General features: G+C 68.0%; 18 protein-coding genes. All 18 read left to right on the forward strand.

Annotation, left to right across the window (positions count from 1 at the left end; translation table 11 throughout):
- Nucleotides 1-43: 43 nt before the first annotated feature.
- The 18 genes from ESP70_RS18690 (at nucleotide 44) to ESP70_RS18775 (ending at nucleotide 21,904) form a co-directional block, all read left to right on the forward strand.
- Complete coding sequence (locus ESP70_RS18690; protein ID WP_149690840.1) at nucleotides 44-1,540, forward strand: aldehyde dehydrogenase family protein; 1,497 nt, start codon at nucleotides 44-46, stop codon at nucleotides 1,538-1,540.
- Nucleotides 1,541-1,544: 4 nt separating this feature from the next.
- Entirely contained in the window at nucleotides 1,545-1,757 is a 213-nt protein-coding gene (locus tag ESP70_RS18695; protein ID WP_149690841.1) for a ferredoxin, read from the forward strand.
- 25 nt (nucleotides 1,758-1,782) lie between these two features.
- Nucleotides 1,783-3,003, forward strand: coding sequence for a cytochrome P450 (locus ESP70_RS18700; RefSeq protein ID WP_149690842.1), 1,221 nt, complete (start codon nucleotides 1,783-1,785; stop codon nucleotides 3,001-3,003).
- Nucleotides 3,004-3,031: 28 nt separating this feature from the next.
- Nucleotides 3,032-3,421 (forward strand): SCP2 sterol-binding domain-containing protein, encoded by a 390-nt coding sequence (locus tag ESP70_RS18705; protein WP_149690843.1) that lies wholly within the window; start codon nucleotides 3,032-3,034, stop codon nucleotides 3,419-3,421.
- A gap of 209 nt (nucleotides 3,422-3,630) precedes the next feature.
- Nucleotides 3,631-4,746: an NDMA-dependent alcohol dehydrogenase gene (locus tag ESP70_RS18710; protein ID WP_149690844.1), complete on the forward strand. Its 1,116-nt coding sequence runs from the start codon at nucleotides 3,631-3,633 to the stop codon at nucleotides 4,744-4,746.
- A 145-nt stretch (nucleotides 4,747-4,891) separates the two neighbouring features.
- Nucleotides 4,892-5,776 (forward strand): MlaE family ABC transporter permease, encoded by an 885-nt coding sequence (locus ESP70_RS18715; RefSeq protein WP_149690845.1) that lies wholly within the window; start codon nucleotides 4,892-4,894, stop codon nucleotides 5,774-5,776.
- Complete coding sequence (locus ESP70_RS18720; RefSeq protein ID WP_149690846.1) at nucleotides 5,773-6,660, forward strand: MlaE family ABC transporter permease; 888 nt, start codon at nucleotides 5,773-5,775, stop codon at nucleotides 6,658-6,660. Before ESP70_RS18715 ends, ESP70_RS18720 begins: the two co-directional genes overlap by 4 nt.
- A 13-nt stretch (nucleotides 6,661-6,673) precedes the next feature.
- Nucleotides 6,674-7,477: an ABC transporter ATP-binding protein gene (locus ESP70_RS18725; protein WP_149690847.1), complete on the forward strand. Its 804-nt coding sequence runs from the start codon at nucleotides 6,674-6,676 to the stop codon at nucleotides 7,475-7,477.
- 2 nt (nucleotides 7,478-7,479) lie between these two features.
- The gene (locus ESP70_RS18730) at nucleotides 7,480-8,742 is read left to right on the forward strand and encodes an MlaD family protein (RefSeq protein ID WP_149690848.1); all 1,263 of its coding nucleotides are present in this window, start codon (nucleotides 7,480-7,482) and stop codon (nucleotides 8,740-8,742) included.
- On the forward strand, nucleotides 8,739-10,130 hold the full coding sequence (locus ESP70_RS18735; protein WP_149690849.1) for an MlaD family protein: 1,392 nt from the start codon (nucleotides 8,739-8,741) through the stop codon (nucleotides 10,128-10,130). Before ESP70_RS18730 ends, ESP70_RS18735 begins: the two co-directional genes overlap by 4 nt.
- Nucleotides 10,127-11,401, forward strand: coding sequence for an MCE family protein (locus ESP70_RS18740; protein WP_149690850.1), 1,275 nt, complete (start codon nucleotides 10,127-10,129; stop codon nucleotides 11,399-11,401). The genes ESP70_RS18735 and ESP70_RS18740 overlap by 4 nt, the downstream gene beginning before the upstream one ends.
- Nucleotides 11,398-12,732 carry an MlaD family protein gene (locus ESP70_RS18745; protein WP_149690851.1) on the forward strand — a complete coding sequence of 445 codons (1,335 nt, stop codon included), beginning with the start codon at nucleotides 11,398-11,400 and terminating at the stop codon, nucleotides 12,730-12,732. Before ESP70_RS18740 ends, ESP70_RS18745 begins: the two co-directional genes overlap by 4 nt.
- A gap of 1 nt (nucleotide 12,733) precedes the next feature.
- A complete protein-coding gene (locus tag ESP70_RS18750; RefSeq protein ID WP_149690852.1) occupies nucleotides 12,734-14,140 on the forward strand; it encodes an MlaD family protein in 1,407 nt (468 codons plus the stop codon).
- Nucleotides 14,137-15,432: an MlaD family protein gene (locus ESP70_RS18755; RefSeq protein ID WP_149690853.1), complete on the forward strand. Its 1,296-nt coding sequence runs from the start codon at nucleotides 14,137-14,139 to the stop codon at nucleotides 15,430-15,432. The genes ESP70_RS18750 and ESP70_RS18755 overlap by 4 nt, the downstream gene beginning before the upstream one ends.
- Nucleotides 15,433-15,442: 10 nt before the next feature.
- Nucleotides 15,443-17,758: an RND transporter family protein gene (locus tag ESP70_RS18760; protein WP_149690854.1), complete on the forward strand. Its 2,316-nt coding sequence runs from the start codon at nucleotides 15,443-15,445 to the stop codon at nucleotides 17,756-17,758.
- On the forward strand, nucleotides 17,758-18,792 hold the full coding sequence (locus ESP70_RS18765; RefSeq protein ID WP_246162103.1) for a peptidyl-prolyl cis-trans isomerase: 1,035 nt from the start codon (nucleotides 17,758-17,760) through the stop codon (nucleotides 18,790-18,792). Before ESP70_RS18760 ends, ESP70_RS18765 begins: the two co-directional genes overlap by 1 nt.
- A complete protein-coding gene (locus tag ESP70_RS18770; protein ID WP_149690856.1) occupies nucleotides 18,789-20,435 on the forward strand; it encodes an FAD-dependent oxidoreductase in 1,647 nt (548 codons plus the stop codon). Before ESP70_RS18765 ends, ESP70_RS18770 begins: the two co-directional genes overlap by 4 nt.
- Complete coding sequence (locus ESP70_RS18775) at nucleotides 20,435-21,904, forward strand: acetyl-CoA acetyltransferase (protein ID WP_149690857.1); 1,470 nt, start codon at nucleotides 20,435-20,437, stop codon at nucleotides 21,902-21,904. The genes ESP70_RS18770 and ESP70_RS18775 overlap by 1 nt, the downstream gene beginning before the upstream one ends.
- Nucleotides 21,905-21,913: the final 9 nt, after the last annotated feature.

A 21,913-nucleotide genomic window follows, 5' to 3' on the forward strand; every position in this document is an offset into this window, starting at 1 on the left:
ATAAGGTTTGGCGTGACGACGGTCACGACGAGAGCGAGGTCCCATGCGTACGTTCGGCAACTACATCGGTGGTCGGTGGGTGGAGGCGCCCGGCGTACTGCCGGTCGACGACCCCTCCACGGGAGAGGTCTTCGGGCACGTGCCCGACAGTGACTCATCCGCCGTCGACGCCGCCGTCGCTGCTGCGCGCGCAGCCTTTGACGGCCCTTGGGCCCGACTCGACGTGCGCGACCGGGCGAAGGCCCTCCAGGACCTCGCGCTGGCACTGGAGTCGCGGTTCGACGACCTGGTCGACGAGATGATCGTCGACACGGGGGCGACCGCGAGGTTCTGTCCCATGCTCCAGGTCGGCGCTCCGATGGCCCACCTGCGCGACTTCGCCGAGATGGCGCACCTGCTGGAGAAGCCCGAGTCCTTCCCGCTCGACACGAACCCGAGCCTGGGTCAGTGGGAGCTGCACCGCGAGCCGGTCGGCGTCGTCGGCGCGTTCACGCCGTACAACTTCCCGCTGTTCATGTGCGTTTGGAAGATCGCTCCGGCGCTGCTGGCCGGCAACACCGTCGTGCTCAAGCCGTCACCGCTGACCCCCGTTGGTCCCGACGCCCTGGCGCGTGCTGCCGAGCAGGCAGGCATCCCCGCGGGCGTCATCAACGTGGTGCACGGTGACCGGATTGCCGGCGAGGCGCTGGTCGCCCATCCGGGTGTCGACATGATCAGCTTCACCGGTAGCACCGCTGTCGGTACCCGTGTCATGGCATCGGCAGCCGCCACGGCCAAGGAGGTCGTGCTCGAGCTGGGCGGGAAGTCGCCGGCCGTCGTGCTGCCCGACGCCGACGCCGAGCTGGCCGTCCGCGGCACGATCTTCAGCAGCATGATGCACGCGGGCCAGGCCTGCGTCGCGACCACTCGGATGATCGTCCCCGACGCACGGTACGGCGAGTTCCTCGAGCTGCTTCAGGCGCGTGCCTCTGTGCTCACCGTCGGTCCTGCCGCCGACTTCCTCACCGACGTCGGTCCCGTCATCTCCGAGGCGGCACGGGCCAAGGTCGAGAAGTTCATCAGCGCCGGGCTGGAGCACGGCGGCCGGGCCCTCGTCGGCGGGGAGCCTCCGGCCGGCGTTCCGTCCGGAGGTCATTACGTCAGCCCGACGATCCTGGTCGACCTCGACAACGACAACCCGGCCGCGCACGAGGAGATCTTCGGCCCGGTCCTGTCGGTCATCCGTTACCGCGACGTCGACGATGCCGTGCGCATCGCGAACGACACGCCCTACGGACTCGCCGCCGCTGTGTGGGGCTCCGACGTCACCCGGGCCCGCGAGGTCGCTCGCCGCGTCAAGGGTGGGCTGACGTGGATCAACGACGTCGCGCAGGCCGACGTCGCCCGTACGCCGCTGTCCGGCCGCGGCATGAGCGGCGTCGGGGCCGAGAACGGACGCGACGGCCTGTTCGCCTACACGAAGGTCCGCAGTCTCTACACGGCGCTCGACACGTCACTCGACGGGCGCGCGTACGGGGTCGTCGGCAGTGAGTGGGACTGACGCCATGACAGACGAAACCCGCCAGCTGCCCGCCGTCGACCTCTCGGCCTGCAACGGCCACGGCCGCTGCTACATGACGGCCCCTGACCTCTTCGACTGCGACGACGACGGGTTCCCCGTCGTCGTCGGCCCGGCCACCACCGACGTCGGCCAACGCGATCTGCAGCGCGCCGTCGCAAACTGCCCCGAGCAGGCCATCACGGTCTCGGCCGGCTGACCACCACGAGAACAGGAGCACTCCCATGACTGATCTGAAGACCAGCGAGTCGCCCGACCTCCAGGTCGACTTCGACATCCACAGCCCCGAGGACGTGGAGGGCGTCTACGACGTCTACCGCGAGCTGCGCGGTGAGCGGCCCGTCGCGCACTCCTCGAAGTACGGCGGTCACTGGGTGATCACGTCGTACGACGACATCCACGACATCGTCCGGAACCCGAACGTGTTCTCGAGCCGCGTGCTCAACATCCCCGACTCGATCGGTCAGGACGGCGAGATGATCCCGATCCAGATCGACCCTCCGGACCACACGCAGTACCGGTCGATCATCAACCCGCTGTTCTCGCCCAAGCGGATGCGCGACCTCGAGCCGCGGATACGCGACGTCGTCACCGAGCTTCTCGACGACGTCGTCAAGAAGAAGAAGGTCGACTTCATCGAGGCGTTCGCCCGTGAGTTCCCCAGCCGTGTGTTCCTGGCCCTCATGGGCTGGAACCTCGACGACGCCCCCCAGCTCAACCACTGGGTCGACACCATGGTGCTCGGCGTCCCGGGAGCGAGCGAGGAGGAGAACAATGCGGTCCGCGAGGCCGCCGGCATCGAGGCTTACGCCTACTTCGCCGAGATGATTGACGCGCGCACCGAGAACCCCGGTGACGAGGAGGACATCACCCAGATCCTCATGAACAGCACGTTCGACGGCCGTGAGCTCACCCAGTTCGAGATCCTCAACATCCTCCTGCTCATGATGATCGGCGGGCTGCACACCGTGCAGGGCCAGATCGCGCACACGATCATACACATGGCCGAGAACCCGCAGGACCGCAAGCAGCTCGTCCAGAATCCCGACATCATCCCGTCAGCGGTCGAGGAGATGCTGCGCTACGAGTCGGCCATCTGCCCGGCCCGCATCGCGACGGAGGACGTCGTGGTCGGCGAGGTGCAGGTCAAGGCGGGCGAGCGGGTGCTCATCCCGTTCGCTGCCGCCAACCGCGACCCCGACAAGTTCGACGATCCTGACACGGTCGACCTCACTCGCGAGCCCAACCCACACCTGGCGTTCGGGGCGGGCAACCACCGGTGCGTCGGATCCCACCTGGCGCGGCTGGAGCTGCGGGTCGCGTTCGAAGAAATCCACACGCGGATTCCGGACTACCGCCTCGATCCCGACGACCCACCGGTCCGGCACCTCAGCCAGGTGAAAGGCGTCCATCGACTTCCCCTGATCATCGGCGAGTCGCTGTGACCGCCGCCCAACGAAGGAGAGAACACTCATGACAGTCAAGCTGGGTTCCGTCGAGTTCTATCAGGCGATGGCCGACGAGCTGAACAGTGATCCTGTGTGGGCCGAGAAGGGCAAGAACATCGACTTCGACATGGCGTACAAGTACGAGGCGCCGATCGAGGGACAGTTCTTCGTGAGCTTCGAACAGGGGAAGGTCACCGCGGTCCGCGACGCGTCCCAGGAGGATCTGGACTCCGCGGACTTCCTCATCAGCGGCAGCAGCGATGTGTGGCGGGGCTGCTTCGACGGCAGCATCAACCCCACCGTGGCGATGACGCGCGGCAAGCTGCGCGTGCGCGGCAAGATGGCCCAGATGCTCAAGAACATGCCGGCGTTCATGTACATCCAGGAGACGATGGGCAAGATCGAGTTCGAGTGAGATATGGCTCGCACCCCGGCGTGCGAGCCACAGACAGAGCCCCTGCCGTTGCCCTCGGCAGGGGCTTAGTCATGCCGCGGAGCAGTGTAGCCGCGTCGAATAAAAACTAAAGCGGTTAGATGTTGACATCGGTCACATCCTGCGTCAGGCTAACGCCGTTAGATTAAACGTGTTGCGGGTCACACCGCGAATGCCCGAAAGGCCCTGAGATGAAGTCACGCGCTGCCGTTCTGTTCGATGCTCCCGGTGAGTGGGAGATCATCGAGGTCGACGTGGACGACCCGAAGGAGTTCGAGGTGCTGGTGCGGTTCCACCACGCCGGTCTGTGCCACTCCGACGACCACTACGCCAAGGGCGACGTGCCGGCGATGGCCTACCCGTTCTGCGGCGGCCACGAGGGCGCCGGCGTCGTGGAGAAGGTCGGCCCGGGCGTCCGTGACCTCCAGGTCGGCGACCACGTCGTCGCCGCATTCATCCCCGGCTGCGGTCGCTGCACGTGGTGTGCGCGCGGCATGCAGAACCTCTGCGACAACGGCGCGTACATGATGCTCGGCACGCAGCTCGACGGGACGTTCCGCCTGCACACCCAGGACGGCACCGACGTCGGCCAGTGCTCGTTGGTGTCGACGTTCTCGGAGTACAGCGTGCTGCCCGAGTGGGGCGCGATCAAGATCGACAAGGACATTCCGCTCTCGGTCGCCGCCCTCGTCGGCTGCGGCGTGCCCACGGGCTGGGGCTCCGCCGTCAACGCAGCCGAGGTCCGCCCCGGTGACGTGGTGATCGTCATGGGCGTCGGCGGCATCGGCATCAACGCGGTCCAGGGTGCACGGTTCGCCGGCGCCTCGCGCATCATCGCCGTCGATCCGGCGCCGTTCCACCGCGAGATGGCTCTCAAGCTCGGCGCGACCGACGCACTGGTCAATATGGCCCAGGCCACCGACCTGGCCCAGTCGTTGACGAACGGCCAGGGCGCGGCGTCGGCCATCGTCACGGTCGGTGTCGTCAACGGCGACCACGTCGCCGAGGCCTTCGCTTCCATCCGCAAGGCCGGCACCGTCGTGCTGACCAGCATGGGCAACGTGACCGAGTACGGCATCGACATCAGCCTGTTCGAGCTGGCGATGTACCAGAAGCGCATCCAGGGCTCGCTGTTCGGCATGATGCAGCCCACCCGTGCGGTCGAGGACATGCTCCGGCTCTACAGCGAGGGTCACCTGATGCTCGAGGAGCTCATCACCCGGCGGTACTCCCTCGAGGAGATCAACCAGGGCTATGCCGACATGCACAAGGGCATCAATTTGCGCGGAGTTGTGGATTTCCAATAACTAAAACCATTAGGCCAAATCTAATGGATTTTTGTAACTTCCCGCCCGTGCCGGCGTTAGTCGATGTGACTGCCGACACAGTCCCGGTCAACGCATTCGGGACAACGCGGCAGCCGCATCGCCACCAGTCCGAGGAGGGACGTCCATGAGTGCCGAGATCACGCCGGCCGAGGTCGATCGACCCGCACACCGGGCCGGTATCGGCGCAGGTCCGTATGACGGACGGGGGAGTCGCTATCTCGCGGTGCTCCCAAGCCGGCTGCGCGGGCCGATCGCCGAGGTGGGCGGCATGGCCCAGCTCCTCGTGCGCATCCTCCGAAGCGCCGTGACCCGTCCCACGGGCTACTGGAACGCGGTCATCGACGACATGCACGAGACCGTCAAGCAGGCCTGGCTGCCCATCGCAGCCGCCCTCTTCGGATTCCTCATCTTCATGTCGATCCTCACGGTCCAGTTCTTCGCGATGGCCGGTGCCACCCAGTTGTTCGGACCGCTGCTGTTCCTGCAGGCGATCCGCACATTCACGATGTGGATCGTCTCGATGGTCGTCGCGGGCGTGATCGGCACGGCACTCACCGCCGACATCGGGGCCCGCAAGGTGCGCGAGGAGATCGACGCCATGATGGTCATGGGCATCGACCCCATCCGTGACCTCGCCGTGCCCCGGGTCGTGTCGCTCACGCTGATCACCACCCTGATCGCCGTCCCGTCGATGCTCGTCACGATGGTGTCGATGCAGCTCGGCGCGGGCTACGTGGCCGGACAGCCCAGTGCCCACTTCTACAGCAACCTGTTCGCGAACGTGTCGTCCGGGCAGATCGTCGCCGTGCTGCTGAACTGCTTCCTCGTGGGACTCCTGATCGGGACGATCTGCTGCTACAAGGGCCTGACGGCGTCCGGTGGTCCGATCGGGCTCGGCCGGTCGGTGAACCAGGCAGTCGTCACCTCATTCATCGCCGTCTGGATCCTGCAGCTGGCGTTCAACTCGGTTCAGCTCGGTCTGTTCCCGAACATGGGAGCGTTCCGATGACCGCGATCTTCGACAGCGCCGCGGGAGCACCCCACGAGGAGCCGGAGCTCGACGCCGATCAAGTCGGCACCGGTCCTGCCGCTGCAACCACGGGCGACGCCAAGGCGCTCGGACAGGCGCGGCTCGAGGAGATAGGCAGCTTCGTGCGGTTCGCCGCCAAGACCATCCGGTCGATCCCGACAGCGGTGCGGCTCTATCCCAGCGAGGTGGCTCGCCAGGCCAGCCGGCTCATCACGGAGAACAGCCTCGTCATCTTGTTCATGTTGTTCATGATGGGCGCGGTTCTCGGTCTGACGGCGCACTTCCTGTTCACGTCGATCGGCATCGACTCCTACATCGCGGCCGTGAACTCGGTCGGGGGCATGCGCGGCATCATCCAGGTCGTCTTCGGGTGGATCGTCGCGGCCAAGGTCGGATGCGGCATCGTGGCCGAGATCGGCGCCATGCGGATCTCCGAGGAGATCGACGCCATGGAGGTCATGGGCATTCGCTCGATCCCCTACCTGGCCAGCACCCGCCTGGTCGCCGCGATGTTCGTGATGCCGATGCTGTTCATCACCGCGTTGTCGGTCAACTTCATCGCTGGCTACCTGTTCAACGTGACCCTGCTCAACACGGTGTCGAGCGGCGGGTTCGGCTACTTTCTCTTCCTCTTCCAGAACCTCAAGGACTTCTTCATCGCGATGTTCTGGGGCACATTCCTCGGCACCATCATCGTGCTGGTGGCCACGTACTACGGCTACACCGCGAAGGGCGGCCCTGTCGGAGTGGGCCGCAACACTGCGCAATCCATGTTGGTGAATCTCGTCCTCGTCTCGATGATCGGCATGGCCTTGGTCCAGCTGTTCTACGGAAACGACCCCAACGCGCCCATCGGCAACTGACCAGGAGCCCGACATGACAATCGACACCACTGAGCAGCAGTTCGCCGGCCCCGCTGCGGGCCTCGAGACCACGATCAACTTGCGTGACGTCCGCAAGGCGTTCAACGGCAGCGTCGTGCTCGACGGGGTGACCCTCGACTTCGTCGACGACGCGATCACCACGGTGCTCGGCCCCTCGGGCACCGGAAAATCGGTGCTGCTGAAGCACATCGTCGGCCTCCTCGAGCCCGATCACGGCGAGGTGAAGGTGTTCGGCAGCGACATCTGGAAGGTCTCGGAGGAGGAGCGCTACGAGCTGCGCAAGCGCTTCGGCGTCCTGTTCCAGGACGGTGCGCTCTTCGGCTCGATGAACCTCTACGACAACGTCGCGTTCCCCCTGCGTAAGCACACCGACAAGTCCGAGAAGGAGATCCGGGAAATCGTCATGAGCCACCTCAGCGAGGTGGGCCTCGAGACGGCCATCGACAAGGCCCCGAACGAGATCTCCGGCGGCATGCGCAAGCGAGCCGGCTTCGCCCGTGCCCTGGTGATGCGGCCGGACGTCGTGCTGTTCGACGAGCCCGACTCCGGCCTCGACCCGGTGCGCACCAAGCTGCTGTGCCAGCTCATCTCTGAGGTGCATCGCGAGCACGGCGGCACCTACATCGTCATCACACACGACATCCCGTCGGCCGAGACCCTGAGCGACTACGTAGCGGTGCTCTGGAAGGGCAAGATCCAGCAATACAGTGCGGCCGACGTGGCCTTCTCGTCAGGGGACCCGTTCGTGCGCCAGTTCCTCGGTGGTCACGCCGAGGGCCCTCTGGGGATGGACTGACCATGGTGAAGCTGAGAGACGTCTCGATCGCGACGGTGGCGATCGTGATCCTGGTGATGGTGCTGATCAAAATGTCGCAGCACCCGTACGAGGTCGACCTGCTGATGCCCTCGGCCGGCGAGACCTTCGAGGGCGCCCAGGTCACCATGGGTGGAGAGCCCGTCGGCGAGGTCAAGAAGGTCGGTGTCAAGGACGGCCAGGCCGTCGTCAAGATCTCGGTAGACGGAAGCCACGCCCCGCTGCGGGCCGGCACGACCGGACGCATCACCTGGGAGGCCGTGCTCGGCGCACGGGTCGTCGAGCTGATACCGGGTCCGAAGGGCGCCCCTGACCTCGGATCGGGCAAGCTCATCACCCCCAACGTCGAGAGCGTCTCGATCGACGAGCTGCTCGCGACCCTGGACACGCCAACCCGCAAGAACCTGCAGACGTTGCTCAGGCGGCTGCAGGGGACCGTGGCCGGCAAGGAGCCCGAGCTCAACGAGACGATCAAGGAAGCCGGACCGACGATCCAGGCCCTTGGCGAGGTCCTGAGCGCGGTGGGCAACGACGGTCCGGCGATCAAGAAGATCGTGACGCAGCTGTCCAGCGTCGCCGAGACCGTCGCCTCCCGCGACACCGAGGTGTCGAGCAGCATCGCGCAGCTGAACTCACTCGTCGCCCAGATGGCGTCGCGCCAGAAGCAGCTTTCGGAGACGATCGATCGCCTGCCCTCGACCCTCGACACCGCGACCGACACGCTCGACAGCGTCCCGGAGCCGGTGCAGTCGACCCGCACCCTGCTCCAGGAGCTCAAGCCGTCGACCGCGAAGCTGCCGCGCATCGCCAAGAACCTGCGTCCGATGCTGCGCGACGCACAGCAGCCGGTGGCCGATCTGACGCCCTTGCTGAAGGACGTCGACACGTTGCTCAAGGGCTCGCCGTCCTTGCTGAAGTCGGCCAACGCCACGCTTCCGCAGCTGACGAGTGCCGTAGACGAGGCGAACCCCATGGTCGACTTCCTGCGCCCGTTCACGCCGGAGCTGGCCAGCTGGGCCACCAACTGGGGCAGCGTCTTCGCCAGCCAGAACGCCGCCGGCAACTACGCACGTGCGCTGATCACGGCGTCCACCACCAGCGTTACCAACCTGCCGATCGACCCGACCCGGGTGCCGGCCGGACAGTGCGCGAAGGCTCGCCTCGAACCCGGTGAGCTGGCCGACACGGGCAAGGCATACCGGGAGTGCAAGGCCCTCCAGGATGCGAATGGAGACGGAATACGATGAACAAGATCTTGCGAGTGGCTCTCGTCCTCTTCGTCGCCGTGATCGTGCCCGCAGTTGGGTGCTCGTCCCGCGGCTCGGATCACCAGATCATCAAGGGGGCGTTCCTCGACGCCAGCCCGCTCGAGACCGGTTCGGAGGTGCGCGCTGACGGTGTGCTCGTCGGCAAGGTGAAGTCGATCGAGCTCGAGCGCAAGAAGGGTGTCGCGATCGTCTCGCTCGACGTGCAGAAGAACGTGTTGCCCGTCCATCAGGACGCCCGCATGATCATCAAGCCGATCAACCTGCTCGGCGAGAACTACCTCGACCTCGACCCGGGATCGCCGAAGAAGGCCTACTTCACCGGCGACATGCTCGGCACCGAGAACACCGAGAACGCCGTGACCCTGCAAGGGGTGCTCGACTCGTTCGACGACCCGACGAGTGCGGGCCTCGCCGCGCTGCTGCTGACGGCCGGCGAGGGACTGGAGGGCAACGGTCAGAATGCGGCCGACGCCATCAAGGCGCTGGGACCGGCGATGCAGGACATCGACCGGCTCGGCGACATCCTGCGCGAGCAGAACGACGTCCTGGCGTCGTTGGTCGACCATGCCGACCCGGTCAGCAAGGCCCTGACAAAGAAGAAGGGCAAGGACCTCGACCGCATGATCGCCTCGCTCACCTCGACGCTCGAGGCGACGAGGGACAAGCAGGAGGCCCTGGCGACCACGATCGACGAGCTCCCGGCGACCCTGACCGAGGCGCGGCGCACCTTCTCGGCCCTGCAGACCGTCTCCGACGAGCTGGGTCCCACCCTCAAGAAGGCCCGTCCGGTGACCAAGGATCTGCGCGACATCTCCGACGAGATCGTCACGTTCTCCAAGTACGCCGATCCGGCGTTCAACGGGTTCGATGCCCTGTTCAAGAGCGCCGATCAGTTGCTCAAGCAGGCGGCGCCCATTGCCAGCTCGCTGCGCGAGCATGGGTCCGACCTCACCGACATCACCCACACCGTCGACTTCGCCAGCCAGGAGCTGCTCGACAAGCACCGCCGTGAGCTCATGACGTTCGTGCGCTACTGGGCGCTGAGCACCAACAGCCGCGATGCTGCGTCGCACTACTTCCGCGGGGTCGTCCACATCACCCCGGCGACACTGCAGATGCTGCTCGGCAGCCAGGACCCGCTGAGCATCGGCGAGGTCGACGCGCTCAAGGGTCTCGATCCGGCTGCCGACGCCACGAACGACCTGCTGTCCGACATCACCGGAAATCTCGCCGGTCTGGGTGGTGGGTCGACGGGTTCGGGATCGTCGTCTGCCCAGAAGAGCGACGAGACCGACGACGGGGCCACGGGCCTGACGCCGAAGCAGGAACAAGGCCTGCTCGGACAGCTGCTGGGAGGCCTGTCATGAAGCAACTCGTCCACCGCGACGACGTCCGACGTCTGGGGATCGGTGCCGTCGCGATCGTGATCGGTCTCGCCATCGCCTACGTGGGCACGGTCGTCCAGACCGGTGGCCAGCTCCCGTTGCGGTCGTACACCACGGTGACCGCCGACTTCGACGACGTGGGAACGCTCAAGCCGCAGCAGAAGGTCACGGAGAACGGCGTCCGCGTCGGCCTCGTCACCGACGTCACGTACAAGCGTGGCGGCGGCGCACGGGTCACGATGCGTCTCGACGGTGACCATGCGATATACCGTGACGCCGCCGCTGTCGTCGGCAACGAATCGGCACTGGGTCGCAAGTTCGTCGACATCGACCGCGGCACGAAGGCCACCGGACGCCTCGGCGACGATGTGATCTCCGAGAAGGTCACGAGCTCGGCCAGCGACCTCAACACAGTGCTCGAGTCGTTCACGCCGCCGGCCCGCGAGGGACTTCGCACGCTGCTGACCAACCTCGGCGGTGGGATGATCGGGCACGGCGAAGACCTGCACGTCGCGATCGAGCGCAGCCCCAAGATCCTTGACAATGCCCAGACCGTGCTCGACGCGGTCAACAGCCAGGAGGCCGACCTGCCTCAGCTGCTCGACACGGCCGACCGGCTGGTGACGAGCTTGGCGAGGCACGACGAACAGCTGGCGAGCTTGGTCGACGACACCGCGACGACCTTCGAGGCCGTCAACGTGCAGGACACCCAGGCACTGCGCGACACCCTCGACGAGCTGCCGTCGACCTTGAGCACGACCCGCAAGGGCCTGTCGGAGATCAACCCGGCACTCGAGGACACCGCACGTGCTGCGAGGACGTTGCGCCCGGGCGTCGAGAGCCTCGTCGCCGCGACGCCTGACCTGCGCGGGTTCCTCACCGAGTCGCCACCGGTCGCGAAGGTCGTCGTCACGTTCGCGACCGACTCCGCCGAGCCCGTGGCATCCCTCGTCCCGGCGGCGAAGAAGATTCGTCCGCTGGTCGTCGAGCGGCTCGACAAGACGTTCTCGGACGGCGGACCGTTGATCGGTGAGCTCTACCAGTACGTCCCCAACATCGGTGGCCTCGCGTCCGAGTACCGCCTGCTCAGCGGCAAGTTCTCATCCGACAAGCACTATTTCAGCGCGCAGGTCGCCCTGCCCGGCCTCTACAACGTCAGCCCGCCGATCATCGGCGACCCCCTGGCCGACGTCGACCCCTATCCCGGTGGCTACATGGCGGCCTGGGGCGGCTCGAAAGGACTTCTGCCATGAGTGGCGTAATCTCGTCCGTCCGGCACATGGGCACCCCGCTCGCACGTCGGGGCATCGCCCTGATCCTGGTGCTGACCGTGATCATGGTCGGGCTGGCCTTCAAGAACCAGATCAAGGTCGCACTGCGGAGCGGTGAGACGATCTCGGCGGAGTTCGCCGACGCCGACGGCCTCGTCAAGGACAAGTCGAAGGTCAAGCTCGCCGGCCTAAAGGTCGGTGTCGTCACCGGCATCGAGCACCGCGACGACGGCAGCGCCGTGGTGCAGATGAAGGTGGAGGAGTCCGCACTGCGGAGCCTGGGCTCAGAGCCGGAGGCACGCATCGAGCCGCTCACCATCCTGGGTGGTGAGTACTCCGTGGAGCTGGCCAACGGCGGCACCGGGCAGTTCGACAGCAAGCAGATCCCCGTGGCACGCACCGGTACCCCCGTCGAGCTCGACCGCATCCTTGAGGCGCTGCCGACCGAGACCCGCGAGGCGACGCGCGGCGTCGTGAGCGGGCTGTCCGACACGCTCGACAAGGACGGGCGACAGTCGCTGCGCGACCTGTCCGACGTGGCGCCGCCAGTGCTCCGCGGCGCCGACACGTTCCTCACCGCCGCGCAGGGCACCAACCCAGAGTCCGACCTGCAGAACGTCGTGGGCTACCTGCAGGACGCCGCCGCCGTGCTATCGGAGCAGCGCACGGCCGTCGACGGCGCTCTCACGGGCCTTGACACGACGTCAGCGGCGCTGGCTCGGTCGAGCACCGCGATCGGCCGAACAATCGACCTGCTGCCGGCCGCCCTCGACAACACCGACCAGGGACTCGGCGACCTCCAGGTCACCCTGGCGAAGCTCGAAGAGATGACCGACAAGCTCGAGCCGACGGCCCGCGAAGCGAAGGACCTGATCGATGCGCTGGACCCGTTCGTGACCGCAGCGCGACCGGTCGTGGCGAAACTGCCGCCCATCACGCGTGACGCCATCCCTACAGTCCGTCAGCTGATCCCGACGGTGACCAGCGCCGATGGCTTCATCGGCGACATCGGCGGCCAGACGATCAAGAAGGTCCGCGGTCCGATCCTCGACACGCTCAGCAGGCCGTGGAACGGCAAGGACGCGGGCGCTGCCGAGTACGCGAAGTCGGGCACGGGCATCCAGGCGAACAACAAGTACTACGAGGAGATCGCGTACATGGTGACCAATCTCGGACGAGCGGTCATGACGCAGGACCAGCAGGGCAGCCTGCTGAACTTCCAGGCCGGCGTCGGCCTGGGGTCGGTGGCGCCGATCTCCCTGGAGGAAGCGCTGGGCCAGCTCATCCCGCAGATCAACGGAGCAGGTGACTGACATGGTGGACATCGCCACGACATGGGATCGGGTCAAGAACACTCCGGGTCTCCTGCGCGACCTGATCGCGATCACGACATGCATCGCGGTCGGTCTCGTCTGCTCGGGCTACATCCTGGTGCACCAGTCGCCCAACCTCCCTTGGGCCGACAAGTACACGTTCTCGGCGACCTTCGACAAGGCGCCGGGCGTGAGCCCGTCGGCGCTGCAGGAGGTGCGGATCGCCGGCGTGCCGGTCGGCCGCATCACCGGCGCGAAGGCTGATTCCGGCGGACAGGCCAAGCTCACGATGTCGATCGACCCCGACCAGACGGTCTATCGCGACGCCCGCATCGTGCTGACGACCAAGGCGCCGCTCAACGTCATGTACATGACGCTCGACCCGGGCTCGGCGTCGGCGGGCAAACTGCCCGAGAACGCGACCCTGCCGATCACCCAAACCCGTCGCGCGACGCAGCCGTACGAGGTCCTCGACAACCTCGACGCGAAGACGCGTGCAGGTCTGACATCGTTGCTCAACGAGAGCGATGTCGTGTTCGCGAAGGCCGGCCAGGACCTGCCGGCCAGTCTCGACGCGACGGGCGACGCGATGGTGTCGTTCCGTCCGGTGCTCGACCAGCTGGCACAGCGGCGGGAGTACCTGAGCAGGCTGGTGCACTCCATGTCGGTCATCTCCCGAACGGTCGGCGAGGACGACAAGCGACTGTCGGTGCTCACCGACTCGGCTCACCAGACGCTGCGGACCCTGGCGGACCGCGACGACAAGCTGGTGTCGGCCCTGGACGAGCTCCCGGGCTTCACCGAGGACCTGGACGGCGCGATGGACACGGTCAGCGACCTCACGGCCGACCTCGATCCCACGCTCGACGATCTCGGCAGGGCGTCCTCGAAGCTGCCGGACGCGGTGGAGAGCCTGACCGGCTCGGTCAAGGCCATCCACCACTTCGTCGACAGGGCGTCGCCGGTCGTCGATCGGGCCGGCCCGGTGGTCGCCGACCTTCGCCCGTTCAGCGTCGATGCCCGCACCGCCACGGCCCAGCTCGACCGCGCCGGCGACAACATCCCGAAGGCGGTGTCCGAGATCGTGTCGTGGCAACCGCCCGACCGTGCGGCCGGACGGCTCCCGTGGCTCGACGACCTCGGCGCCTTCGTCTACAACACGTCGTCGTCGTTCAGCCTGATGGACGCCAACGGAGGCATGGGGCGCGCCGCGCTCTACGTCGACCTCACCAACCCGACCGGTGGACTCGGCGACGTCGGTGAGACGCCGAAGGGTCAGGGCCCCGGAACCGCCGCGGGCGACGACGACCCGGGCAAGGTCACCTCGGACGACGCGAGCGACGAGCCTGCCGCTGGTCTGCTCGATTTGTTCGGAGATCTGCTCGGATCGAAGGAGAGTGCACGATGAGCGCGGACCGCAAGGGATTTCGGCCGGCCGTCATCACGGTGGCGGTGATGGTGGCCGTGACGATCGTCGGGTTCTCCTTCCTCTGGCTCAAGTCGGGCGGGACCAACCCGGTCGACAGGTCGCCCTACCTGGCCAGCTTCAGGACCGACGACGTCAAGAACCTGCAGCCGGCCGGCGACGTCCGCATGGCGGGCGTACTGGTGGGCAAGGTCGTCAAGCAGAAGAACACGGGTGACTCCGCCACGGTGACGCTGCGACTCGACGGTGACGTCGCGCCGCTGCACGAGGGTGCGACGTTCCGCGTCGGGCTCAAGTCGATCATCGGGCAGTCGTTCGTCGACGTCGTGGACGGCGACGGGGCGACGATCCCCTCCAACACGACGCTGTCGGCGAAGTCCGTCATCCCCGCCGTCGACATCGACGAGCTGGTCTCGACGTTCGACCCGAAGACCCGCCAGGCGCTCGCCGGGGGGCTCGAGTCGCTTGGCGCCGTGACCGCAGGGACCGAGAAGGACGTCAGCCAGCTCATGGACGGCGTCGCTCGCATCGGCGCCGACGGCTACACCGTCGTCGACGCCGTGGCCGCGCAGAGCGACGACCTGAGGGAGCTGGTGGGTGACGCGACCGTCATCCTCTCGGCACTCGACGACCGTCGCAGCCAGATCACCGGTCTCGTCGACAACGCGCAGCAGGTCGCCGCGGCGACCGCCGCGCAGGAGGACGACCTGCGCGGCACCATGACCCGCCTCCCGGCGCTGATGCAGTCGGCTCGCGCGGCCACCGACGAGCTGGGCGGTCTGGCGGAGGACCTGACCCCGGTCGCGAACGACCTCGACCGTGCAGCGCCGGATCTCGACGCTGCCCTGCAGGACCTCCCGCCGGTGACCCAGAGCCTGCGCGAGCTGCTGCCGTACATGAAGAGCGCGCTCAGCCGCGCCCCGAAGACGGTCGATCAGCTGCCCACGACGTCGAAGGAGCTCCAGGCGGCTGTCCCGGTTGCCGACGAGCTGCTGGCGAACGTCAACCCGATGCTGGCGTACCTCAAGCCGTACGGGAAGGACCTGGGCAACTTCCTGGGCAACTTCGGTGCGACGTTCAACACACCGGAGGAGAACGGCATCCAGCCGGTACGCCTGGCGCCGATCTTCAACGAGTACTCGCTGCGCAACATCCCGTTGGACCTGCAGACGCTCAACCCGCTGCACTGGAACAACAACTACCCGGCGCCGGGTGCCGCCGAGACGCCGAAGAAGTGGACCGGCACCTACACCGACGTCAAGAAGGACAAGTAGGGGAATGCGCGTGCCATCGTCGTTCCTGTCGCGCGTCGTCGGCACCACCCGCCGCCGTTCGGCACGGTGGGTGCTGCTTGCGATGGGCGTGCTGCTGGTCGCATTCGGCCTGAGCCGGGTCACCCTCGACACCGCAGTCGGGTCGTTCGTCCCGCGCAGCAGCAGCTCGTACGACGAGCTGGTCGAGCGTGACGCCCAGTTCGGCGGTGACCCGGTCGTCGTCGTCCTGCATGGGCGGGACCAGGGCGGCCTGATCCTCGATCAGGAGCAGCTGATCGGGCTGATCGGGCTCGAGGGAGACCTCGCCCGGCTGCCCGACGTTGCGGTGGTCTACGGGCCGGGCACGGTGCTGAACCAGACCGCGGGCTCGATCCAGAACGTCCTCGCCATGATCAGCGGACGTCGTGACGCCCTGATGAATGAGGCACAGCAGAAGCAGGAGCGTCGGGGAGCCTCAAAGGCCGAGATCCAGAAGGCCCGTGATCAGGCGGTCGCCGCGTTCGACGAGCGTTACGGCAATCTCATCGCCCAGGGGCTCCCGGTGGGACTCCCGACCGTGCGCAACCAGAAGTTCGTCGCAAGTGTCCTGCTCGACGACGACGGCGACCCGCGGCCGGAATGGTCGTTCCTGGTGCCCGACGCGGAGTCGGCGACGATCCTGGTGCGCCCGCGCGAAGGCCTCGACCAGGACGGCGCCGACCGCCTCACGCGTGCGGTTCGTGGGGCGATCGACGACGCCGGTCTCGCCATCGACGAGCCATTGGTGACGGGAGTCCCCGCCCTGTCGTCGTCGATCGCGAACCGCGCCCGGACGGAGGCGCCGTTGCTGGGCGGCCTCGCCCTGGTGGCAGTCGGCCTGGTGCTGTGGTTCTCGCGATGGACGCCACGCCGGCGCGACCGGCTGCGTCCGCTGCTGGCTGCGCTGCTCGGCACCGCCACCACCCTGGCCCTGTTCGGACTCGTGGGTCGTCCGCTGTCGCTGGGCGTGGTGGCCTTCCTGCCCATCATCCTTGGCATCGGCAGTGACTTCCCGCTCTACCTGAACCAGCGGACCGGACGGCGGCGTGTCCTCGTCACGGCCGCGGCGGCGGTCGCGGCCTTCGCCAGCCTGGCCGTCTCGCCGCTGCCGTTCGTGCGGGAGTTCGGCATCGCCCTGGCGCTCGGCCTGACGGCGACGGTCGGATGGGCACTGCTGCTGCGCAGCGCCTCGCCGTCGACCGGGTCGGTCGACGAGGCGTCGGCGCCGACCGGGGTCGCCGTGCGCATGGCGGGTCGCGGACCGCGCCGCGCGATCGCGGCCATCGGGGTGGCCGTCGCCGTGGCAGGCCTGGCGTCATTGCCGTCCCTGCGCATCCAGTCCAGCCCGGACCAGCTGGCCGCCGGACTGCCACAGCTGGCCGACGTCAAGACCGCGGAGAAGGCGCTCGGCTTCGCCGGTGAGATCAGCCTGGTCGTGCGCGGCGACGACGTGCTCTCGCCCGAGGCGATGGCGTGGCAGAGCCGCGCGATCGAGTCGATCGTGACTCGGCATGCCGACCGGATGCGGCCGCTGCTCACGACCGAGCGGCTGCTGAGCTTCCTGGGGACCGGAGCCGATGCGGCGCAGATCGCCGCCGGAGCCGACCTGCTGCCGCCGTACCTGCTCGGCGGCGTGGTGTCGGCCGATCGGGGCTCGTCCTCCTCCGCGTTCGGTGTGACCATCGACGACGTGGCCGACCAGCAGCGCCTCATCGACGAGATCGAGGGGGAGCTGGACGAGCCGCCGTCGGGCTACACGGCCGATCTCGTCGGCCTTCCCGTCGTCGCCGGCGAGGGCCTTTCGGCGATGGAGTCCGGTCGCTACCTCGTCAACGGCGTCGGCATCTTGGCGGCCGGGCTCGTGCTCGGCCTGGGGCTCCGCTCACGGCGCCTCGCGCTGATGGGCGTGGCCGCAGCCCTGCTGTCTGGGGGCTGGGTGTTCGCGGTCCTGCGGGTGCTGGGAGCCGAGCTGAGTCCGTTGACGTTGGCCGTCGGCGCGCTGACCACGGTGACAGCGTGTGAGTTCACCGTCATGCTCGCTGAGTCGGCCGAGCGCGGACGCGCCTGGATGCGCCGCAGTGTGCTGACCGCCGCGTGCGCAGGTACGGTCGGCTACGCCTGCCTCTCCCTCTCGCAGCTGCACGTGCTGCGCGACTTCGGCCTGACGCTGGCCGGCGGGGTCGTGAGCTCGTACGTGGCGGCGCAGCTGGTCGCGATGGTGGCGTTCCGGTCCGGGACGCCCATCGATGTCCCTGAACCCCTGACGGTCGAGCTGGACCGTCGAGATCCAATGGAGGTGCTGGCGTGATGCGTCGGTCCATGATCCTGCCGACCGGCCGGCTCCGTCCGGTGTCGCTCGCCCTGGCAGGGGTCGTCCTGCTGGGCGCCGTCACGTCGACGGCGGTCTCGTGGGCGACCGCGATGCCCGACGACGTCGCCGTGCGCGTCGGGGGCGAGGACGTCACGATCACCCGGCTCGATCGGCGCGTTGACGTGCTGTCCGCGATCTACGGGGTCACGGCGCCCGAATCGGGCAAGAAGCTCGGGGAGTTCCGTCGGGCAGCAGCCAAGTCGATCGCTATCAGCACCGTCCTGGAGCAGGCGGCGAAGAAGCGCAAGATCGTCATCGCCACCAAGTCGCTGCAGGACGAGCTGACCAAGATCATCAAGGAGCAGAACGGCAGCCGGGCGTCGTTCGTGGAGTTCCTAGGGCAGAAGGGCCTCAAGGAGTCCGACGTCGTCGACGAGCTGCGCCGGGCCGATGTGACGGCGCGGCTGTTCGCTGAGGTGACCGCCGACGTGCCGTCCGTCACGAAGGCCGAGGCGAGGGCGGAGTACGACGAGCGCCGTGAGGAGATGCGGACCCCCGAGACGCGGCGGCTGGCCAACATCGTCGTCGAGACCCAGGACGAGGCGCGCGACGTCGTGCAGCGGCTGAAGTCCGGCGACGATTTCGGCGACGTCGCATCGTCCACGTCCCTGGACACCACGACGTCCCAGGCCGGCGGCGACCTGGGACAGGACGTCGCGCGGACCGGACTCGAGCCGTCCTACGCCGACGCCGCCTTCGGAGTCGGCAAGGGCGAGATCTTTGGCCCGGTCCGCACCGAGTCCGGCTGGAACGTCGGCCGTGTCCTGAAGGTGACGCCCGGCCGTGACCTGTCGTACGACGACGTCGAGGCCACCTTGGTGTCGGCGATCACGAACCGGCGACGGTCCCAGGTTTGGACCACGTGGCTCAACCGGCAGGTCGACGACATCGGTGTCGAGTACGCCGACGAGTACCGGCCCGACGATCCGCGGATCACGACCGACGAGGCCACCCGGACCGGAGGATCATGACCCACGTCATCACCCGGGCGTGCTGCAACGACGCCGCCTGTGTGCCGGTGTGCCCGGTCAACTGTATCCACCCGGCGCCTGACGAGCCCGACTACGGGACCACCGAGATGCTCTACATCGACGCCGGTTCATGCATCGACTGCGGCGCCTGTGTCGACGTGTGCCCGGTCAACGCGATCTCCGCCGATTACGACCTGCCCGAGGAGTTCCTACGGTACGAGGGCATCGCGGCCCGGTACTTCTCCGGCGAGGGTCGAACCGACTACGAGCAGGAGCAGGTGGCGGTCAAGCGTCGCGCGTGGGGGACCGAGACCCAGGACGCCCCGTTGCGGGTCGCGATCGTGGGGTCGGGGCCGGCCGCCTGCTACGCCGCCGAGGAGATCGCCTCGCAGCGCGGCCTCGACGTGCAGGTCGACATGTTCGAACGCCTGCTGACGCCCGGCGGGCTGGTGCGGTTCGGTGTGGCCCCCGACCACCAGGACACCAAGGGTGCGTCCGAGGCCTTCGCGCGGACGATGCGTCGCAAGAACGTCCGGCTGTTCCTGGGCGCTGAGATCGGGGCGACGGTGTCGCACGAACAGCTCGCGGAGCGGTACCACGCGATCGTCTACGCCGTGGGGGCGATGGCTGACCGCGCGCTCGGCATCCCGGCAGAGTCGCTGCCGGGCAGCCACTCGGCCACCGAGTTCGTGTCCTGGTACAACGGGCACCCCGACTTCGCCCGTCGTACGTTCGACCTGTCTGGTGAGCGAGCCGTCATCATCGGCAATGGCAACGTGGCGCTCGACGTGGCGCGGATCTTGGTGGCCGACCCCGACGAGCTCGCCCGCACCGACATGGCCGACCACGCGATCGACCGACTGCGCGAGAGCTCCATCCGTGAGGTCGTGGTGGTGGGGCGGCGGGGGCCCGTCGAGGCGGCCTTCACGATTCCTGAGCTGCTGGGCCTCACCCAGGTGCCTGACCTCGATGTCGTGGTGCGTCCCGACGAGGTCGTCGCCGAAGGGCCTCCGGACTCGATCGCCGGCCTCAAGGCCGAGGTGCTGCGCGAATTGTCCGTCACTTCCCCGACCACCAATCGGTGGGTCACGTTGCGCTTCCTGGCGTCACCCACCGAGATCATCGGCAATGGCTGGGTCGAGGGGGTGCGGCTGGCGCGCAACCGCATCGTCGAGCACGACGGCCGCATGGTCGCCGAGCCGACCGGCGACGTCGAGGAGCTGGCGTGCGGCCTCGTCCTGCGCTCGGTCGGCTACCTCGGCAGCCAGCTGCCGGGGCTGCCGTTCGACGAGGGCCGAGGAGTCGTGCCCAACGTCGCGGGCCGAGTCGTCGACGGCGACCATCGCGTTGACGGCGTCTACGTCACGGGCTGGATCAAGCGAGGCCCGAGCGGAGTGATCGGCAGCAACAAGCGCTGCGCGCAGGAGACGGTCGCGGCCCTGCTCGACGACTTCCGCGACGGGAGGCTGGCCGCACCGGCCGTCGCCGACGACATCGGGCCCTTGCTGCCTCACGCGATCGACCACTCCGGCTGGAAGCGCATCGACGCGCACGAGAAGGCGGTGGGACGTGACCAGCGTCGCCCGCGCGTCAAGCTCGTGCAGCACGATGCGCAGCGCGAAATCGCAAAGACAGTCGGCTGATGGACCCTCGCACTCCGGTGCTGGTCGGTGGCGGCCAGCTGAATCAGCGCGCCGATCCGCTCGAGCCCGTCGACATGATCGTCGAGGCCGTGCGGCTCGCTGCTGCCGACGCAGGAGCGCCCGCCCTGGCGGCAGCCGTCGACTCCGTGCGGGTCGTCGGCATGCTCTCGTGGCGGTACCGCGACCCCGGCGCCCTTGTCGCCGAACGGCTCGGAGCCACGCCCCGCCACACGCTCTACACAGGCGCGGGCGGCAGCCACCCGCAGGCACTGGTCAACGACGCCGCCGCCGACGTGCAGGCCGGACGGTGCGATGTCGTGGTCGTCGGCGGCGCGGAGGCATGGCGCACCCGCATGGCGCTCAAGAAGCAGGGGCTCAAGCCGGACTGGACGCGCCAGGGCGACGACGTGCCAGAGCCGGAGATCCGCAGAGCGGTCTCGATGCAGCACCCCACCGAGATCGCCGCCGGCGCCGACCGACCGGTCCACGTATACCCGCTGTTCGAGCAGGCCCTGCGTCTGGCGACCGGGCGCAGCGACACCGAGCACCGCGCCGAGGTGGCGCGGCTGTGGGCCCGTTTCAGTGGCGTCGCTGCCACCAATCCGTGCGCGTGGGTCGGCGAGGCGGTGTCTGCCGGCGACATCGCCACGCCGTCAGCGTCCAACCGGGTCATCAGCTGGCCGTACACCAAGCTCATGGTGTCGAACAACAGTGTCGAGCAGGCCGCCGCGGTCATCGTCTGCTCGGTCGAGGCGGCGCAGCGCCTGGGCGTCCCGTCCGACCGCTGGGTGTTCCCGCTCGCCGGTGCCGAGGCAGCGGACACTGATGCGATCGGCGAGCGTCACCGCCTCGACGGGTCCCCAGCCATCCGGCATGCGGGTGCCACGGCCCTCGCGCTGGCCGGGGTCGAGGTCGGCGACTTGGGACCGGTCGACCTGTACTCCTGCTTCCCGTCCGCGGTGCAGGTGGCAGCCCACGAGCTCGGCCTGCCGCTCGACGACCCCTCGCGAGAGCTGACGATCACCGGCGGGCTCACGTTCGCCGGAGGCCCGTGGAACAACTACAGCACGCACGCGATCGCCGCGATGATCGACGCCGTCCGGTCGACGGGCCGGGTCGGCCTCGTCACCGCCAACAGTGGCTACCTGACGAAGCACTCGATGGGGGTCTACGGGCCCGACCCCATCGCGCAGGGTTTCCGGCGCGAGTCGGCGCAGGCGGCGGTCGACGCCGAGGACACCACCCCGCTGGTCGAACAGCACAGCGGCGCCGCGTCGCTCGAGACGTGGACAGTGCGACACGACCGCGACGGCCGACCCGACCTCGCGATCGCCACGTTGCGGGTCGTCGGCGGCGGGCGCACGCTCGCGCGGTCCGACGACGCCGCCACGATCGGGGCCCTCATGGCCGACACCGACGCCCGGGAGGCGGTCGTTGCGGAGGACGCCTCGTTCATCCTCGACTCTTAAACCTTTTGT

Source organism: Aeromicrobium ginsengisoli, assembly GCF_004134905.2.
In the GTDB taxonomy this organism is placed as follows: domain Bacteria; phylum Actinomycetota; class Actinomycetes; order Propionibacteriales; family Nocardioidaceae; genus Aeromicrobium; species Aeromicrobium ginsengisoli.

Coding starts and splice junctions, on each gene's coding strand:
- ESP70_RS18710 (WP_149690844.1), top strand. CDS start 3,631: ATGAAGTCACGCGCTGCCGTTCTGTTCGATGCTCCCGGTGAGTGGGAG.
- ESP70_RS18770 (WP_149690856.1), top strand. CDS start 18,789: ATGACCCACGTCATCACCCGGGCGTGCTGCAACGACGCCGCCTGTGTG.
- ESP70_RS18690 (WP_149690840.1), top strand. CDS start 44: ATGCGTACGTTCGGCAACTACATCGGTGGTCGGTGGGTGGAGGCGCCC.
- ESP70_RS18745 (WP_149690851.1), top strand. CDS start 11,398: ATGAGTGGCGTAATCTCGTCCGTCCGGCACATGGGCACCCCGCTCGCA.
- ESP70_RS18750 (WP_149690852.1), top strand. CDS start 12,734: ATGGTGGACATCGCCACGACATGGGATCGGGTCAAGAACACTCCGGGT.
- ESP70_RS18730 (WP_149690848.1), top strand. CDS start 7,480: ATGGTGAAGCTGAGAGACGTCTCGATCGCGACGGTGGCGATCGTGATC.
- ESP70_RS18735 (WP_149690849.1), top strand. CDS start 8,739: ATGAACAAGATCTTGCGAGTGGCTCTCGTCCTCTTCGTCGCCGTGATC.
- ESP70_RS18695 (WP_149690841.1), top strand. CDS start 1,545: ATGACAGACGAAACCCGCCAGCTGCCCGCCGTCGACCTCTCGGCCTGC.
- ESP70_RS18700 (WP_149690842.1), top strand. CDS start 1,783: ATGACTGATCTGAAGACCAGCGAGTCGCCCGACCTCCAGGTCGACTTC.
- ESP70_RS18765 (WP_246162103.1), top strand. CDS start 17,758: ATGCGTCGGTCCATGATCCTGCCGACCGGCCGGCTCCGTCCGGTGTCG.
- ESP70_RS18705 (WP_149690843.1), top strand. CDS start 3,032: ATGACAGTCAAGCTGGGTTCCGTCGAGTTCTATCAGGCGATGGCCGAC.
- ESP70_RS18715 (WP_149690845.1), top strand. CDS start 4,892: ATGAGTGCCGAGATCACGCCGGCCGAGGTCGATCGACCCGCACACCGG.
- ESP70_RS18775 (WP_149690857.1), top strand. CDS start 20,435: ATGGACCCTCGCACTCCGGTGCTGGTCGGTGGCGGCCAGCTGAATCAG.
- ESP70_RS18740 (WP_149690850.1), top strand. CDS start 10,127: ATGAAGCAACTCGTCCACCGCGACGACGTCCGACGTCTGGGGATCGGT.
- ESP70_RS18725 (WP_149690847.1), top strand. CDS start 6,674: ATGACAATCGACACCACTGAGCAGCAGTTCGCCGGCCCCGCTGCGGGC.
- ESP70_RS18720 (WP_149690846.1), top strand. CDS start 5,773: ATGACCGCGATCTTCGACAGCGCCGCGGGAGCACCCCACGAGGAGCCG.
- ESP70_RS18755 (WP_149690853.1), top strand. CDS start 14,137: ATGAGCGCGGACCGCAAGGGATTTCGGCCGGCCGTCATCACGGTGGCG.